This is a genomic window from Lyngbya sp. CCY1209, assembly GCF_055795065.1.
In genome coordinates this window covers 1-17827 of the sequence record NZ_JAYFER010000497.1, presented here as the reverse complement: position 1 = coordinate 17827, position 17827 = coordinate 1, and the positions used below count along the sequence as shown (strand labels likewise).

Here is a 17827-nt window from a genome sequence, read left to right as displayed (position 1 = left end):
CACCCAACCCTCCCCTTCGCAAGGGGAGGGCTATGATCGATTATTTGAGGATTTTTATGGCGATTCAACTCGAATTATTTCCGTTGGAAACTGTTTCCAAAAAGAAAGGGCGATCGGGTACATTTTCTGATAATATGAAATTGCCCGTTCATCGCTGGTTTCGGTATTCGGCGGGTTTTTCGGCGGAATGGGTCGAGGAAATCATCGAAAACTGCGGTTTTGATTCCCCTCAAATTCTCGATCCATTTGTCGGGTCGGGAACGGTTGCGATCGCGGCCGATCGCTTGGGAGTCAACGGCATCGGCATCGAAGCGCATCCATTCGTCCGTCGAATCGCCAAAGCCAAAACGTTCTGGTCATCGTCAATTACAGAATTTGAAAATCGGGCGTTTGATATCCTGAAATTTGCAAAAAACTGTTCTGCAATACCGCAAAACTACCCCTCATTAATTATCCGCAGCTTTTCACCCGACGTACTTACGGAGTTAAATAAGCTGAAGTTGGCTTGGGAATCTTACAGCGATCGCTCTCCGGCTTCGGAGTTGAATTGGCTGGCAATTACCGCCATTCTCCGAGTGTGTTCCGGCGTGGGAACCGCACAATGGCAGTATATCTTACCCAACAAAACAAAAAAGAAAGTCATTCCCCCTTTGGAAGCATTTGTGGCACAGGTTGAAATGATGAAAGCCGACATGAGGGAGTTACAAGAAATCGGCCGTCAACCCGCCGCTAAAATTATCAAATCTGATGCCAGAAATTGTCCAGAAATACCCGATCGCTCCATCGATTTAGTCATCACTTCTCCTCCCTACGCCAACAATTACGATTATGCCGATGCGACCCGATTTGAACTGTCATTTTGGGGAGAAATTGACGGTTGGGGAGATTTGCACGTGGCAGTCAGACAATATCTGATCGTTTCCTCATCCCAACACGCATCGCGATCGCGATTGTCCCTCGAAACTCTCTTAAATTCCCCCGAACTCCGACCGATCCGAGAAGAAATTGCGGGGGTTTGCGATCGCCTGTCATCGGAGCGATTATTGCACGGCGGAAAAAAGCACTATCATACGATGATAGCCGCCTATTTTGTCGGGATGGCAAAAGTCTGGTCCGAACTGAAAAGAGTCTGTCATGACGATTCAAAAATCTGTTTCGCGATTGGCGATTCCGCACCCTATGGGATTCACGTTCCCGTTGATCGCTGGTTGGGAGAATTGGCGATCGCCGCCGGTTTTGCAGATTATGAATTTGATAAATGGCGCGATCGAAATACCAAATGGAAAAATCGAAAACATCGATTTCCCTTACACGAAGGAATCCTTTGGGTCGCCAACCATTCGCGGGGACTGAATAGGTCTCGACTTTGACCGTTAGATTCTCGGAATCGGATCGAAAATTGGGTCAGATGCGATAAAATAATCGAGATGCTTTGGCTTAGGATAGGGAAATTGTGGCTCAAGATTGCCGGAGGAATGACGGAAACGCGATCGCACCCGACCATCGCCTGACGGGTTTGGTGGGACAGTCCTTGGATGTGATCGAAGCGGCGTTGAACGACCCGGAACTCCCGCCGCGCGATCGCGCAGAGATGGCGTTGAAAGTGTTGGAACTGGCTGGGCACCCGAGTTCTCTCAGAAGTTCGGGAACCTCAGAAATTTTATATCCGAATGTCGTCCAAATTGACAACTTTTTATCCCCCGAAGAGCAGGAAGAAACCCTCGAAATTGCCTTTGCAAATCGCGACCAATTTTTGCCGTCAGGGGTCGTAAAACAAGAAAAAGGAGTTCGTAAATCTTCCGTTTTGTTGATGAAAAATTTTGAAAAATTTTATCAAAAATTTAGATTTAAAATTCTTAAATTTAGACCGGATATCCTCGAAAAACTCGACCTCCCCCCTTTTTTGGTGTCCGGGCTGGAAATGCAGATGACCGCCCACAATGACGGGGAATATTATCGCATCCATCAAGATGTGGACGGCGACAAAATGGCGAATCGGGTTTTGTCCTACGTCTACTATTTTTATCGGGAACCCAAGGCATTTTACGGGGGCGAGCTGAGGCTTTACGAAACCCACATCGACGGTGAAAAAGCCGGAATTGGCGATCGATTGAAAACCGTCGAACCCCGCCACAACAGCATCGTCTTTTTTGACAGTCGCTTCAAACACGAAGTGCTTCCGGTTTATTGTCCTTCCCGACAGTTTGAAGACAGTCGATTTACGATCAACGGCTGGATTCACCGGTAAAGTGGGGAGTGGGGAGTCGGTCGTAGGGAGTAGGGAAGAGGGAAAAACGCCTCAATCCTCACTTCTCACTCCTGACTCCTCCCCACTCGGGGAATCTAAAATCTAAAATTCCCCACACCAAAGATTAGCGGTCGTAGGGCGCACAGGTTCCGCGACCCCACTGGCCGTCATAGCCGACGGAAATTTCGCTTCCCGGTTCGGGTTGGAAATCCGCCATATCGATTAAAACCACATCGGCCATTCCCCGCACACTACCCCGAAAGATTCCCTGACCCTGTTCGTTGTTGCGATCGAATGTCAAATGATCGGATGTTGCGACCCCCGCACCTGTCATCACGTTGCGAAATTCCACCTGCTGCATGAAGCCGGACTCCGGACTGTGGGGGACGGTAAAAGACAGGCGCGCGGCGGGGATGACACCCATACAGATCAGGTCAAATGCCCGGGCTGCGGGGACGAAAATTCCCAAAACGCCGATTCCCGCCAGCGTCGAAATTGCCATCAATTTGATAGATTTCAAACCGTTCAATCGTGCTTCTCCTCACATTAAAGATAAATTTATTAAGGCTTATACCACAAAATTGAAATTCAATCGATCGCAGTTTTTCAGTTCGTCGGGGCAGGCCGAGTTCCGGTCGGTATTCCGTTTGAAAGTTGCGGCACCCTCGACCCCTGCTATAGTGGGCACAAACGTGCGACGTGAGTTTCTGTCATGAACAACCCTCCTCCCCCCGACGATCGCGAAATCGACCCGATCACCCTGACCGCGATCGTGGTGGCGCTATTATTTATTCCCCTGATTCTGGCTGGCTTCTTTTCCTAAACCGAACCGAATCGGATTCCCGGGGCGATGCCGAGTCCACCCGATTCGGTCGGTTTGGGTCAAAACCTGTTCCGGTTGATTCGTCGCCGCATTTTTCCCCTCAGATGCGATCGCGAATCCGGTCCAACAACTCCGCGATCGAAATTTGACCCGACAAAAACTCGATCGCCATCCGCTCCATCAGTCCCCGCAGGTCGGCGGGAAGATCCGGGGCCGGACAGACGGGGAGCGATTTTTGACCCCCGCCAATTTTCAAACTGGAGTGGTCCAAAATCAGGATCGGCGGCAGCGTGACCCGGGGATGTTCCCGGGGGGAGGCGACCCGCAGCAGGGTGGACAGAGCCCGCATCAGCAGGGGCGAGGCCGGATCTCGCACGCAAATCAGCAGCAGATCGACGCTCAGAAATTGCAACTGCTGGAGAATTTCCTCCCACGACCGCCCCAAGGACCCCCGGAACCCCGCCGTCTGCAGGTATTGAATCAACGCCCGCTCAATTTTTCCGGTGGGGTCATTCGAGGATGTGGCGGGGGAGTCATCGCCCCGTTCCCGCGGCATCGGAGTCCCCTCCGACTCGGCAAAATCCGGGAGGGTGGAGAGATCGACCACCAAAATATTCGGCTTCCAACTCATCCCGGCGGCGACCTGAATCACCTGCAAGAGCGCCGAAGTCGCGGTGTCGGAGGGGCGGTTCCGGTCAGTTTGGGAGGCCAAGCAGGGGAACACCGACAGGGTTTCGACCTGATTCGCCGCGGCCGTCGTCGCCGAATCCAGCGTCACCAAGGGGATGTTCGCCAAATGTTCCTGTTCGCCGAACTGTTGCAGGAACGCCACCCGGTCGTCCACGCCGTCGGTATTGTCAAGCACGATCGCATCCGGATGCCAAATTCGCGCCAGCAGTTCCGCCTGGTTGAGGTCGTCGGCCTCCAAAATCCGGCAGTGGGAAATCTGGGGGTGGCGGTGGCGGTGGGGGAGTCCGCCGCCGGGCAACTGCAAGTTGCCGCGGACGCGGGAGGGTCTGGGAAACGTCGATTCCGGCCTGTCCCCCGGGGGGCGGTAGCTGTCCCCGACGGGGCTCAACCACAGCACCGTCAGCCGCTTGGCGGGTTCGGGCTCGGGACGTTGTTCGAGTTGGGCCAGGGCCGACTGTAGGTCCGACTTGTGCACCGGCAGGCTGAGAAAGCCGTCGCAGCAACCCTGGACCGCCCGCTTTTTGTCCCCGAGGGTGGCGGTGATGAACACCGGAATTTGGCGGGTTTCCGCGTCCGTCTTCAGCAGCGTCAGCACGTCCCAACCGGAGAGCAGGGGCAGCAGGGGGTTGAGGAAAATCACCCGGGGTTGCAGCCGCCGCGCCTTTTCCACCGCCTCCGTGCCGGTGCGGGCCACGATCGCCCGGTAGCCCAAACTCGCCACGCGATCGCTCAGGTCGTGGATGAACCGGGGGACGGCCTCCACGATCAGGATCAGGCGGGATTGCACCTGGGGGGTCGGCCGGGTCGAAGCGGGGGGCGGGCGTCGGGAATCGGGTGTCGGGGACGGGCTGTGCTCCCAATCCAAGGCGTCCGATTTCCAGCGCTTTTGGGGGGGAGCCGGGGGCAGTAGCAGCGTGAATTGGGAGCCTTCCCCGTGTTTGGAGATGAAGCTGACGTCGCCGCCGTGGAGTCGGGCCAACCGCTGGGTGAGCACCAACCCCAACCCCGTCCCCTCGAATTTGCGGGTCAGGGGGCTCTCGAGCTGCTGGAATTTTTCAAAGATCAGGTGTTGCTTGTCCTCGGGGATGCCGATGCCCGTATCCCAGACGGTGAAAGCGATCCAGTCCTCCCAACGGCCGACGCGCAGCCCCAGGGAACCCCCGTCGGGGGTGAATTTGAAGGCGTTGGAGATCAGGTTGACGAGCATCTGCCGCAGCCGCAGTTCGTCGGCTTCGATGGTCTTGAGGTCCGGTTCGATCTCCAAGGTGAAGGGCTGCCCGGTTTCGGGGGATTCGGTTTCGCCCCCGCCCCCGCCCCCGTCCTGCTGTTGCAGTTGTCGGGCCGTTTCCAGAGCGCGATCGCAGGCGGCGCGGATGTCCACCCCTCCCGAGACCAGTTCCAACTGTCCGGTTTCGATGCGGGTCAGATCTAAAATGTCGTTGACCACCATCATCAGGTGGCGCCCGCTCTGGTGGATCAGTTGGGCGTAGCGGGCCTGGCGATCGCTCAGTTCCCCCAAAGAGCGGTCTTTGAGCAAGCTCGACAATCCCAAAACCGCCGTCAGGGGGGTTTTCAGTTCGTGGCTGATGCAGGCCAAAAACTCGTCTTTGAGCCGGTTGAGTTGGATCAGGTCGGCATTTTTGGCGGCCAGTTCCTGGGCGACCCGGTGCTGTTCGGTGATATCCTGAGCCAGGATCAGCCACAGCCCGCTCGGGGTTTGGGAGGCGTTCGGTTCCTGCAACGGCTGGCGGGCGAACTGCCAGACTCGCTCCTGGCTGTCGGGGGACGGACAAATGCAGACGTAGGTGTCCGGACTCGAACCCAGGTGGCACCAGGGCGGCATGGCAGAAGCGACAGGGGGGGTGTCGTCGCCGGCGGGTTCCGGGTCGGGGGCGTTGGCGGTTTGGAGGAGGATCGCTCCGGCCGTTTGGGAGCCGTCCCGGGTCGGGTCGCCGCCACCGACAGCCCCGCACATCCCGGGTTGGAAGCCCGTCCGACACCGGAAAGAAGCGGTTTCCCCGCCGTCCCACTTCGTCACCGTCCGGGCCGCGTCGCGGACGGCTTCGGGTTCGTTCCCCACCTGCGATCGCCAAGCCAGATTTTGACCCAACACCTGCCCCCCTTCCGTTTGCAGCATCATCGGCAGGGGCAGTGGTTCCAACAGTTGCAGCAGGGACGCCACGAAGGGAAAGCTTTGGGGCGCCTCCACCGCCGACTCCCGGGAGACAGACCGGCGTCGTTTGGGTCGGCCGGGGGGCTTCATGACCGCCAGTTGCAGCAGTTTCAGCAGATCCACGAGCCCCAAAAACTGCCCCGTCTCGTCGATCAGGGCGATGGGCGAGAGGTTCTGGGTTTCATCATTATTTCCCGAGAAAGAGGCGATCGGGTTCCACCCCAAATCCTGGCCGATTTGCTGCAAGTAGGCCCAAAAATCCTTCCAACTCAGATGGGCCGGAACCAGCAGCAGGGGCTCGATCAGGCGATCGTCCAGACCCCGTTTTGACCGGGGTCCCCGCCGCGACGAACCGGGGGAAATGTAAGGCATCAAACTGCGGAGATGAACCAGTCCGACGGGATGTTGCTCGGCGTTGACGACGACGGCGCAATCGTGATTGCCTTCCGATAACACTAACCACAACGCATCGAGGGTGATGCCCCGGAAACAGACGGGCACCCTCCGAATTAGCGTTTGGAGAGAAATTGGAGAAGACATGGATCGTTGGGTGTTGGGCGTACATCGATATTCGGCTAACAGCATCCTCTCGACTGAAAACGGGACGATTTCACCTCCCCCGGCATCCGACCTCGGACTCTCAACCTGCGATTTTCGGGATCTCGGGCTTCAAACTGGCTCGGGTTTCGGTTCGGGTGTAAAATCCGAAAGTCTCCGGATACAATTGACAAACTTTGCCGGTCAACTCAATTCTGTTAGCGATCGCGGCTCACCCCGAAAGGAACTGTTCTCAGGATGTACCCTAATCTAATTTAGATCTTCGGGGATTGAACCATAAGATGTCAATATAGAAATCATTAAATTTAATTCCCCTTTCCGGCTGATTTTGTTCGGATTGATTTAAGAAAAATTGGGCGGATGATCGCGATCGCATCCCATCTCCCCCGGGGAAGGACATTTGCCACGCCGAGACGTTTCGGAAACCGGGCGTTCGGAATTTTCACATTTTTACCTCTCTCTCCGGAGAGATTTGTCGCCGCCTGGGGTCAATTTTTTTGAATGATTAATTTTTCGGTCATGACGCGATCAAAAATACCCCCAAAACCATCGCGCTCGCCCCCGATAGCCGTTCCTCTATTTTCCGTTCTCCGAGGATAAAATGCCCGCACAAAACGCCGATGGGGGCACTCAACCGTTTGATGGAAATGACGTGGACGACGGAGGTCAAAGTCAGCGCCCACGTCTGACAGGAGATGGACAGTGCGCCGCAGATTCCCAGGCGAAGTAATCCCCTCCACTCCCGGGGAATGAATCGCCAACTTCCGTCCGAGTACAATAACATGACGGGCAGAAAAATCAGGGAATTAAATAGAAAGATCGCGATCGCCCAACAGATCGGAGAAGAATTTTGAATGCCGATCTTGTCAATATTAGACGTGATACTCCAGACGAACGCCACCCCCAGCATGAATTTCGGACCCCTTTCCTTCAACAGTGCCCGAAACGGCGCCAAATATCCCCGCCGTCGCGCCTCCAACTTTAAAACATAGGCACCACCCACGATAAAACATACCCCGAACCCATCTCGAACCGTCGGAATTTCCCCCACAATTAAGGGAGAAGTAATTAACAAAAATAAGGGCGTGAATGTAATCATCGGAATCGATAGGGATAAATCGGAGGATTCCAAAGCTTTCATGTACAACAGCAGGGCGAGAATATTTAGACTCCCCCCAGCCAGCAACGCCCACAAAAAGCGATCGCCCAACGTCGGAATTCCCAACAACAGCAACACGGGGATCAACAAAAAAGCCGTCAACGTCGTCAAAATCCAAGCGATCGCGTAACTGTCAAAGATTTTCAAACTTTGCTTACTCAGCAAATCTTTGCCGGCTTCCAAACTTGCCGTCAGCAGGGAGAGAATCAACCACATCATATGATTTTCGGGTCAGACTATTTCGATCTCTCCACCATAAAGCAAATCGCCGCGATTGGGGAGATATCGGACGAAAATTGGCGCCATCTCCCCCCACCCTCTCACTGTTCATTCAAGGACCAATCGTAATCCAAATACTGGATATCATAGCCCCCTTCAACCAAATACTTCCGGTTCCTTTCATCCAAATATTGACTCGTGAAATTCAACACCGCTTTTTCCTTCTCCGTCCCCGCAAATTTTTCCGTCCCGCCGTATTGATTTTTGAAGTCATCCCCGAACCACTTAAAAATCGAAGATAAATGAACCTTATTTTGGTCGCGATCAATTTTAAAATTCTGTTCCAGGGCGAGAAATTTGAGCGTCTGTCCGTCCAACTGTCGGTTCAATTCACCGCCGACATAAGGTTCCCGTAGCAAAATCGGACAGCCGATGGAAGCACAGACCAACCCCATGTGAATTCGGGGTTCATCAAACTCCTTCCGCAAAACTTCATGTTCAATTTCATCCAGCGTCATTTCCTCTCCCATCACCTCAAACTTCAACCACTTCCAAACCCCCGGAATATCCCGAATACTTTGAGTCGGATAATTGGCGATTATCGCCTGCAGCGTCAGGGAATTGTAAGCATTAATCCAAAAGGCGATTTGTTCCGCCTCCGTCCAAGATTCATAGGTATCGCGGGAGAGGCGGGCGAGGGCCGCATTGAATTGCTCTAGGGCTTGCGGATTGGCGGTCAGGGCTTTATAATCGACCTGTCCGCGATCGTCAACGTAGGTCTGGAGCACCGTCTCGTAATCATCATAACTGAAGGGGCGATCGCTCACCAAAGCGGCGGATTGTTCGGAGTTGATCGAACTTTCGCCGACATTTAAAGCCGTACCTCCAGCACAGCCACTGATCAAGACTATCATCGAAACCGATAGGGAAATTTGAGTTATTTTTCGCATTTGATTTGACTCCATAATGAAAATACGACGAATTTCAGACCGACGATTTTGGCAACAATTTTTTCAACCGAGAAGGCATCCAATGCCAAACCAAACCGACACCAAACGGCAACCACATCCACAGCCGATCCTCCCGACTCATCCACCAACTCGAACTCCCCATCGCCTTCTGATATTGCAAGACAAAATAAACGAAAGCCGAACAGCTAACCAGGCGAGTCCCCAGGTTGCGAGTCGCCACCGAAAACGGCACCAGCCAGGTAAAATACCAGGCGTGAATGATGGGACTAATCAGCAGCAGGGCGACAAAATAGGATTCCGACAAATGCAGAAATCGGGCGTTCAGGTCGCTTCGCTTGCCGCCATATTTGCGAAAATCCCACAATAGAAGCACCAGTAAAACAGCGGCTAATGGCAACAAGTAAATCGAGTTTCCTTCGGGAAGATGCCAGCCCCATGTCTCGATAAAATAGGGAAAAAAATCCGCGCTGCGGCCCCGAGAAACGAACTGCGATCGCGCCGGAATCAGGGGACATTCCCCACCCGAACAAAAGGGAATCGCTGTCCAAATTAACGGCAAACTTCCCAACCCGAAAATGATCAAAATCGATCGCACCCGCGGCCACTGCAACCCCGCCAAAATCCCCAATAACGGCAGGGACATCCACTTAATTGCCACCCCGACTCCGATCGCCACCGCACTCCCGGGCCAACGCCGGCGATCGCACCAAAACCAAGCCGCCACCACCGCCAAAATAAACCAACTGTCATAATGCGCCCCCCCCGCAAAAGAATATATAATCAGGGGATTCCAGGCGTAAATCAGGGTTTTTTGTTCGCCGAACCGCCGCGCCAGCAGCCAACAAACCGCCAAGTCCGCCGACACAAACGCCAGTTTAAATAGCAAAACCGAGGGGGCAATCGCGGCCAATCCCCGGAACCCCAACTGCGCGACGGGGGGGTAAATCGCGGACGTATCCGGATGGTTGATGAGCGACCACCAGGGGGTTTGCAGCGACACGAGTTCCGGCGCACTCGGGGCGAAATGGTAGGGACTGAAACCGAAATTTTGGATGTATCCCTCCCACAGATATCGCCAAACGTCATCGCCGGGATACATGGGAAGTAGCAGCAGGCGAGTCAAAAGTGCGATCGCCCAAAATTTGAGCGCGTCAATTCGGCCAATCCCCCAACTGAGGGCGAATCCCACCCCCATCAGTCCCGCGCCGATCCAAAACTGGGGCACCGCACCCGGGGCGCGAAAGTCCCCGTAAGGCAGCATCCACAGGCATCCCAAAATCAAAAATAGGGCGGCGAACCCGGTCAAAACGGCATCGCCCCGATATCGGAAATACAACCGCCCCAACGTCGATAAAATCACGGTTCCGGCCCGCAGACTGCCCGATAGCGTCCCGGAAATTTTGGACCGTCCCCCCCGGCGGCGACAGTAGTTGACCGGAATTTCGCGAACCCTCAACCCCAATTCGATCGCCCTCGCCTGCATTTCCACCGTCCAACCGAATCCCCGGTCCCGCATCGCGATCGCCTCCAACGCCGAACGCCGGATCAGCCGCAGGGGCCCCAAATCGCGATATCGGTAGCCCCAGCCAGCCCCAATCAAAAACGCGGCCAACCCGTTGCCGAAATTCTGCACCGGGGTCATGGCTTGCCGTCCCTCGCGGGTGGCGCGGCGGTCCCCCAAAATCAGATCGGCGGTGGGGGCGGCTTCCCAAAATTGCCCCAATTCCGCCAAATCGTCGCTGCCGTCCCCGTCGCAGAACAAAATCCACCGGATCGGGTCGGGAATGGCTTGCAACCCCCGCCAGCAGGCGCGACCGTAACCCGCGATCGGTTCCACCAACACCTCGGCGCCGGCCTCCTCGGCGATAATCGCACTGCGATCGCAACTGCCGTTATCGACAACTCGAATCTGGGTCAAACCCAAACCCCGCAGCGATCGCACCGTCGCCGCGATCGTTTCTTCCTCGTCGAGGACGGGGATGATGACCAGAACCTCGTCGAGGGAAAAGGTAGAATTTCCGGCGGGGTGAGAATTCGGGGAATTGACATCGGGGAGCACGGCTGGAAAATTGAGTGGGGTTGATAATTGTCGAATCCTATGGGATAAAGCTGAGTTTTGCCTGAGATGAAATTGAATTCGGACTGAATGGCAATGTCTGGACGTTTGCCGTCCCCCGTGTCAAAATTACGGTGGCGTCAGATTGATTTTGACCGATGGGACAGGGAGACTACAGCCGTCAGCATCCATATTTAAATCATCCCCGCGTGGACAAACCCATCGAGGAAATCTATGGGGATCTGGACAGTTTTTCTTACGAAATTACCGACCCAGAACCGCACCGATTTGATACCGTCAGTTTTTATACGGTCTTGCCCCCGGTTTTTTACGAGGGTCGATTCGTCAAAGGATTTTATTACAGCGAATCCGTCGATTTATTAAATCACGTCCTGCCCCAACTCTCCCGCCACTTTTTTTCCCTGGCTTATTCGATGGGCTGTTCCTATCCGTGGTCGAAGACTGCCGATGCCTATTCCTGCCTCTACAATAACCCCAAACGGGCGACTTGGTTTCGAGAAAATAACCGCGATCGCGCCGATAAAGTGCTGATGACCTGCTACAATTCCGACTTCATCAACGAGTATGTCATGGCACCCCAGCCCGTCGATAAAAAAGATATCGATATCATTTGCGTTTCCAGGGTATCCCGAGAAAAGAACCTGCCCGTTATCGCCGAGGCGCTAAAAATTTACCGAGAAAAATATCGGAATAAAATTAAACTGACCTTGATTTCGGGTTCGAGTCTGGATTGGAATCACTGGGAATCCGCTGCCCCCCACGTCCGGCAAATTTGGAATGAGGTTCGGTCGATTTTAACCGATCCTTCCGATTACATTGACGTGATATATTCCGCCGAACACTATCAAGAAATGCCCCGATATTATTCGCGATCGCGAGCCTATTTGTTGGGGTCTTTATTGGAGGGAAAAAATCGCAGTCTCAGCGAGGCGATGAGTTGCAACGTCCCCGTCATTTGTTTTGAGGAATTCAACCAATATGCGCGGGGGGGCGATCGCATCTTTCCGGACGGATCGGGTTTGTGTTCCCCCTTCGACCCCGAATCCTTAGCCGATACCATCCACAAAGTCTTGGAAAATCCGAAATCCTTCAAACCCCGACTCAACTATTTAAAATATCGGGGCAGAAAGAACTTTTTCAACACCTGTTTGAAAGCCTTTCCCTACTACGAAGAATCCATCCCCGACTACCAAAGTAGCGCACCGTTCAACAATCTTTGGCTGGATCTAGCCATTCAGGACAATTATCAAATGAGTCTGTATGATTTCCTCTACGGGCGATCGCAATATTCCCACATTCGGGGATTGACAAATATTTATCAAACCCTCAATCGGTGGCTGGAATGGCTACAGGATCGGATCGAATCCCATCGATTTTAATGCGATCGGGGGAAGAGTCCCGGCTCGGCTCCCAACTTTCTTCCCCCCCGCTTCTTCTGCTATAATGTCTCAATCAAAAAATCGCGTTAATATCTGTAATAGCAACCGCCAGGGCGATCAGGACATCGAGCGAGTCTGAAATCCAGACGGCGAACGGTTTGTCTTGCTGTTGCCTGTTGCCTGTTGCCTGTTGCCTACTACAACTTCCCATGACCAATCCCCAGGAGCAGATCTGCCCGGTTTGTGGCGTGAAGATCGTCAAAGCGATCGGAGGCGATCGCGTTTTCTTTTCCGTCGGACCCCCCGGAACCCGCGCCCGACTGTGGGCTCGGGTGTGCCAATATGTCAAAAAGCCCGGTTGCATCAACACCGACCCGGGGTTGGTGGGGGAAGTCCAACCCGAGGATCGCTACCGCCCGATATAGGAGGCGATCGCTAGAGTCCGAACCCCCGCTTCCCGTTGGGTAAAATCGTCCGCCAGTTCGTGCGGGCCATCCCCAACTGTTCGTCCCCGACAATCGCCCCCTTCAGATTCGCGCCGCACAGGTTCGTCCCCCGCAGGTTGGCGCGACTCAGGCACGCGCCGCTCAAATTCGCCCCCCGCAGGTCCGCCGCCTCCAAATTCGCCGTACTCAGATACGCATTCTGCAAATTCGCCTTTCGCAAATTCGCCTGGACCAGCCGCGCCCGCCCGAAATTCGCATCCCGCAAATCCGCCCCCTGGAAATTCACCCGGGCCAGCCGCGCCTCGTAAAAATTCGTCCCCTTCCAAGTACCCCCCTCCAAATTCAGACCACTCAATTCGCAGTCCCCAAAATCCCGCTGTCCCTTGCGATAGGCAGCCCTGAAACTGCTTTCGTTCCACTGGCGGGACTCCTGAGTTCCCCGAGTTCGGAGCACCGTACCGTCCACCATCGCCGCCGGCGCCCCCTGGGAGGCGCTCAGTCCCCCCGCCACCGGCATCCGAGAATCAATAATTTGGGTAATATCCGGCTGTCGCTGCCGTTCCCGCCGCGCCCGGATCAACTGCGCCTCCTGCTGCCGGGGGGACAACACCACCGACGTCTGATCTTCGTTATAAATCGTCGGATCTTCCGGGGTTTCCGGCAGGGGAGTCTGAACCGCCATGCTCCCCGACAAGTCCTCAAAATCGCTCTCATTGTCCAGAGCCGACAACACGTCCTGAGCCGACTGATAGCGCTGATACACCGACACAGCCAGCATCCGCTGCAGGATGAGCGCAAAAGAATCGCTCACGTCGGTATGTTCCCGCCAGTGCACCTCCCCCGTAGTGGGGTCGTGTTCCAAAGCGCTGGGGGATTTCCCCGTGAGCAAATAAACGCAAGTCATCCCCACCGCGTAGACGTCGCTGGCGTAGACGGGGCGCAGGGACATCTGCTCGATGGGAGCAAATCCCGAAGTCCCGATCGCAAAATTAGTAAACGCCGTCTCCCCCGTCCCCATCATCGTCGCCTGCGTCACCTTATCCTTCACCGCCCCGAAATCGATGAGCACTAGGCGGTTATCCTGACGGCGGCGGAGGATGTTGGCGGGTTTGATATCCCGGTGAATCACTTCCTGGGAGTGGATATAGTCCAGAACCGAGAGAATCTCCCGCAGAAAATCTTTAGTCTGTTCTTCCGTGTACGGTCCGCGGCTGCGAATTTCCTGCTTGAGGGTGGAACCGTCGATAAACTCCTGGACGAGATAGAACTGCTGTTTCCCCACAAAATAGTCCAACAGGCGCGGAATTTGGGGGTGGTCGCCGATTTTACCGAGGGTTTTCGCCTCCCGCTGGAAAAGCTGCCGCGCCATTTCCAGAACCCGCTTGGAATTGGCGGTGGGGCGCAGTTGTTTCACCACGCAGGTGGGATAGCCGGGGAGGGACAAATCTCGGGCCAGAAACGTGGCGCCAAATCCCCCTTTTCCCAGTGGCTTCAGGACAAGGTAACGATTTTTCAACCGCAGTCTCGAACCACAGGCCTGACACTTCAAGGCCTCATTGGGATTCTCTGGATTGGGACAAGCCGGATTTGTACAGTAACTCATGGTGGTTCGAGACGCTCTCTTTAAAATGGATACCGGACCTGAAATACTTGTAGATCGCTGCCTACCTACACCGGTATCATACGGATTTCCGAAGCGATCGGAATCCTCCGGCAGATTCGGACAGCCATTCGATGCACCCCACGTCCTCTCAGGAAAGAATGGTTCCCCTATTTCTATTATCACGTTAGTTTCGATTTCAACACACCGACGGCCAAATTGGGAAATCCGACCCGCCATCGCCCCCGAAAATTCGACGGCGGGACGGGGAGTCCGGAATCGATTCGCCGTTTTGAACCGGGCAATGTCAAAATGGGGGGTTGGACTGGGAAGTGTCCCTTCCCGGCCTTCCCGACACCCCGATCGCGGATGACAGAATACGACGAATTACCACCAACACGATAATGCGTATCTCTTTAAATTGGTTACGAGAACTGGTAGACATCACCCTCAGTCCCGAAGAACTCGCCGAAACCCTGACCGTGGCGGGATTTGAGGTCGAAGATATTGAAGATCGCAGCACCTGGGCGGACGGGGTCGTTCTCGGCCAAATCGTAGAAATCGCACCCCACCCCAACGCCGACAAATTGCGGGTTTGTCAGGTGGATATCGGCGACAAAGACCCCCTGAACATCGTCTGCGGGGCCCCCAACGCCGCGGCAGACCTGATCGTTCCGGTGGCCACCATCGGCACCTACCTCCCCGCCGTCGATCTCAAATTGAAAAAGAGCAAGTTGCGGGGGGTTCCCTCCCAGGGGATGATCTGTTCCCTGGCGGAATTGGGGTTAGAAAAGGATTCCGAGGGGATTTATCATTTCGATTTGGACGATCCCGAATTGGGGGGCGACGTCAGACCCCTACTGGGATTGGATGACGTGGTTTTGGACGTCACCGCCACCGCCAACCGGGCCGACGGCTTGAGTATGGTCGGGATCGCCCGGGAAGTGGCGGCCCTGACCGGGGGAAGCTTGAAAATTCCCGACGCGGCGGGGGTGCTGATCGGCGATCGCGATCCCGCCGGGAAGTTGGCCGTCGAAATCGCCGAACCCCAGGCCTGTCCCACCTACATCGGCACGGCGATCGCGGACGTGAAGATCGCCCCTTCCCCCGACTGGCTGAAACGGCGCCTGCAGGCGGCGGGCATTCGCCCCATCAACAACGTGGTCGATGTCACGAATTATATCCTACTGGAGTGGGGACAGCCCCTCCACGCCTTCGATCGCGATCGTCTCAACACCCTGACCGGATCTTCCGATCTCGCCGTCGGCGTCCGCTTCGCCAAACCCGGGGAATCCCTGAAAACCCTCGACGGCCAAACCCGCGAGCTCAAAGAGCAAAATCTGGTCATCACCGCCAACGATAAACCCGTGGCTTTGGCCGGGGTAATGGGGGGCGAGGAAACGGAAGTCCACGACGGGACCACCAATTTAATGCTGGAAGCGGCGGTATTTTCCCCCGTTACGATTCGGCGATCGGCCCGCGCCCAGGGGGGACTCCGCACCGAATCCTCCACCCGCTACGAACGGGGAATCAACCGGGCCGAACTCGCTTTAGCCTGTCGCCGCGCCATCCTGTTGATCTCCGAACTCGCCGGGGGCACCGCCACCCTTCAGGAAACCGCCAGCAGCGTCACCGAGGTGGGGGCAACCCAGGAAGTGTCCCTACGGCGCGATCGCCTCAACGCCCTCCTCGGACCCCTGACGCGGGGAGAAGGCACCGAAATGGAGTCCGATTTACAACCGGAAGAGGTGGAAAACATCCTCACCGCTTTGGGATGCGGGACGCGGCGCGAAAAAACCGGCGAGTCCGTCGTCTGGACGGTGACGGTGCCCCCCTACCGCCAGCGGGACTTGGAACGGGAAGTCGATTTGATCGAAGAAGTCGCCCGCCTGTACGGTTACGATCGCTTTTCCGACACCCTCCCCACCAAAAGCGTCCCCGGCTACCTCCCCCCCGACCAGGAGGCGCGGCGCCAGTTGCGGACGGCGTTCCGGGCCGCAGGCCTGACGGAGTTGATGCACTATTCCCTGGTGAAGCGGCAGGGCGAAAATCAGGTCGTCCTCGGCAATCCCCTGTTCGTGGAATATTCCGCCTTGCGGACCGAGATGCTCTCCGGGCTCGTCGATGCCTTCGTGTTCAACCTGGAAAACGGCAACGGACCCTTAAACGGATTCGAGCTCGGGCGCATTTTCTGGCGGAACGGGGAAGAATACGGCGAAAAAGATGCGATCGCGGGCGTGATGGGCGGCGACCCCGCCGAGGGCCGCTGGGTGCGCGGCGGTCGCGATAATCCCCCGAGTTGGTTCGAGGCAAAAGGGCTCCTGGAGTCCGTATTCGGGCGCCTGTCTTTGGTGGCAGAATACCGCCGAGAATCGGATGTGGAAACGCTGCACCCGGGGCGGACAGCTTCCCTGTGGTTAAACGGCGATCGCTTGGGGGTTTTCGGCCAACTCCACCCCAAATTGCAGCGGGAACGGGAACTTCCAGAAGCGGTTTATTTATTCGAGTTCGACCTGGCGGTATTGCTGGCGGCGATGACGGCCGCAGACAACCTGAAACGGCAGTTCAAACCCTACTCGACTTTCCCCGCCTCCGATCGCGATATCGCCTTTTTCGTATCGGAATCGGTCCCCGTGGCGGACTTGGAGAACTGCATCGTCAAAGCCGGCGGAAAGCTGTTGGAGTCGGTGGAATTGTTCGACGAATATCGGGGTAAAAATGTTCCCGAAAATCAGCGCAGTTTGGCATTTCGTTTGGTGTATCGGGTGAGCGATCGCACCCTCACCGACGAGGACATCGAACCGGTGCAACAAAAAGTCCGGGATGCCCTGGTCAAACAATTTGACGTGGATTTGAGAAGTTAATCACCATGGGGGGCTTTACAGATACCTAGAAACCGGGTTTCTACCAACATCTCTGAAACCCACCCAAATCTCCCCTAGAAACCCGGTTTCTTCCTCCCCCCATGAAAAAGCGGGCGAGAAACCGGGTTGATAATAATTGAACGCGGGGTGAAGAATGACCGACCCCCCACACAGACACCTAGAAACCGGGTTTCTACCAACATTTCTCCAACCCATCCAAATCTCCCCTAGAAACCCGGTTTCTTCCTCCCCATGAAAAAGTGGGCAAGAAACCGGGTTTCTGCAACAATCTTTGTGTCTCCCACAAAATGCTCAGAGAAACCCGGTTTCTACCTCCCCATCAGTTATAGCAACCGACAGAATGGTTAGGACAGATCTGCCAATTTGAGACCCGCCTTGAAATGAATTTCAAGGCTGATAGCAAAAGTCCACTCAAGTGGACTCCGGACCGGCAATCAGATCCGAACCGCCTTGAAGGTGGGGAAATGGTGGGTTACGGCGCCGATGAACAGTTGTGGATTTTTCCGAAAAATTACCGCGGCACCTAACCCACCCGACTGGACTGTTTCATCTTAAATGAGGCGATCGGATCTGAATCCACAGGCAAGATGCCCGATGCT

At 55.4% G+C, this 17827-nt stretch carries 12 protein-coding genes; 6 read left to right on the top strand and 6 right to left on the bottom strand.

What is annotated here, in order from left to right:
• Nucleotides 1-56 precede the first annotated feature (56 nt).
• Both AC0QHF_RS15675 and AC0QHF_RS15670 read left to right on the top strand, forming a co-directional pair.
• A complete protein-coding gene (locus tag AC0QHF_RS15675) occupies nucleotides 57-1370 on the top strand; it encodes a DNA methyltransferase (RefSeq protein WP_324705165.1) in 1314 nt (437 codons plus the stop codon).
• An 83-nt stretch (nucleotides 1371-1453) separates the two neighbouring features.
• A complete protein-coding gene (locus tag AC0QHF_RS15670) occupies nucleotides 1454-2248 on the top strand; it encodes a 2OG-Fe(II) oxygenase (RefSeq protein ID WP_324705164.1) in 795 nt (264 codons plus the stop codon).
• A gap of 124 nt (nucleotides 2249-2372) precedes the next feature.
• Here the strand turns inward: AC0QHF_RS15670 and AC0QHF_RS15665 are convergent, their stop codons facing one another.
• The 5 genes from AC0QHF_RS15665 to AC0QHF_RS15645 form a co-directional block, all read right to left on the bottom strand.
• Nucleotides 2373-2750, bottom strand: coding sequence for a hypothetical protein (locus tag AC0QHF_RS15665; RefSeq protein WP_324705163.1), 378 nt, complete (start codon nucleotides 2748-2750; stop codon nucleotides 2373-2375).
• A gap of 421 nt (nucleotides 2751-3171) precedes the next feature.
• Entirely contained in the window at nucleotides 3172-6474 is a 3303-nt protein-coding gene (locus AC0QHF_RS15660) for an ATP-binding response regulator (protein ID WP_324705162.1), read from the bottom strand.
• Nucleotides 6475-7009: 535 nt separating this feature from the next.
• Nucleotides 7010-7870 (bottom strand): DMT family transporter, encoded by an 861-nt coding sequence (locus AC0QHF_RS15655; protein WP_324705161.1) that lies wholly within the window; start codon nucleotides 7868-7870, stop codon nucleotides 7010-7012.
• 101 nt (nucleotides 7871-7971) lie between these two features.
• Complete coding sequence (locus tag AC0QHF_RS15650; RefSeq protein WP_324705160.1) at nucleotides 7972-8784, bottom strand: DUF547 domain-containing protein; 813 nt, start codon at nucleotides 8782-8784, stop codon at nucleotides 7972-7974.
• Nucleotides 8785-8854: 70 nt separating this feature from the next.
• Complete coding sequence (locus AC0QHF_RS15645; protein WP_324705159.1) at nucleotides 8855-10900, bottom strand: glycosyltransferase family 2 protein; 2046 nt, start codon at nucleotides 10898-10900, stop codon at nucleotides 8855-8857.
• A 155-nt stretch (nucleotides 10901-11055) separates the two neighbouring features.
• Between AC0QHF_RS15645 and AC0QHF_RS15640 the strand changes: the two genes are divergently transcribed.
• Together AC0QHF_RS15640 and nblD are read left to right on the top strand one after the other, a co-directional pair.
• The gene (locus tag AC0QHF_RS15640) at nucleotides 11056-12297 is read left to right on the top strand and encodes a glycosyltransferase (protein ID WP_324705158.1); all 1242 of its coding nucleotides are present in this window, start codon (nucleotides 11056-11058) and stop codon (nucleotides 12295-12297) included.
• Nucleotides 12298-12506: 209 nt separating this feature from the next.
• On the top strand, nucleotides 12507-12722 hold the full coding sequence (gene nblD, locus AC0QHF_RS15635) for an NblD family protein (RefSeq protein WP_324705157.1): 216 nt from the start codon (nucleotides 12507-12509) through the stop codon (nucleotides 12720-12722).
• A gap of 10 nt (nucleotides 12723-12732) precedes the next feature.
• Here nblD and AC0QHF_RS15630 read toward each other — a convergent pair whose 3' ends face one another.
• Nucleotides 12733-14346: a serine/threonine-protein kinase gene (locus AC0QHF_RS15630; protein ID WP_324705156.1), complete on the bottom strand. Its 1614-nt coding sequence runs from the start codon at nucleotides 14344-14346 to the stop codon at nucleotides 12733-12735.
• 401 nt (nucleotides 14347-14747) lie between these two features.
• On the opposite strand from AC0QHF_RS15630, the gene pheT reads away from it, so the two are divergent.
• Nucleotides 14748-17207: a phenylalanine--tRNA ligase subunit beta gene (pheT, locus tag AC0QHF_RS15625; protein WP_324705155.1), complete on the top strand. Its 2460-nt coding sequence runs from the start codon at nucleotides 14748-14750 to the stop codon at nucleotides 17205-17207.
• A gap of 401 nt (nucleotides 17208-17608) precedes the next feature.
• Nucleotides 17609-17755, top strand: coding sequence for a hypothetical protein (locus tag AC0QHF_RS15620; protein WP_324705154.1), 147 nt, complete (start codon nucleotides 17609-17611; stop codon nucleotides 17753-17755).
• Nucleotides 17756-17827 lie beyond the last annotated feature (72 nt).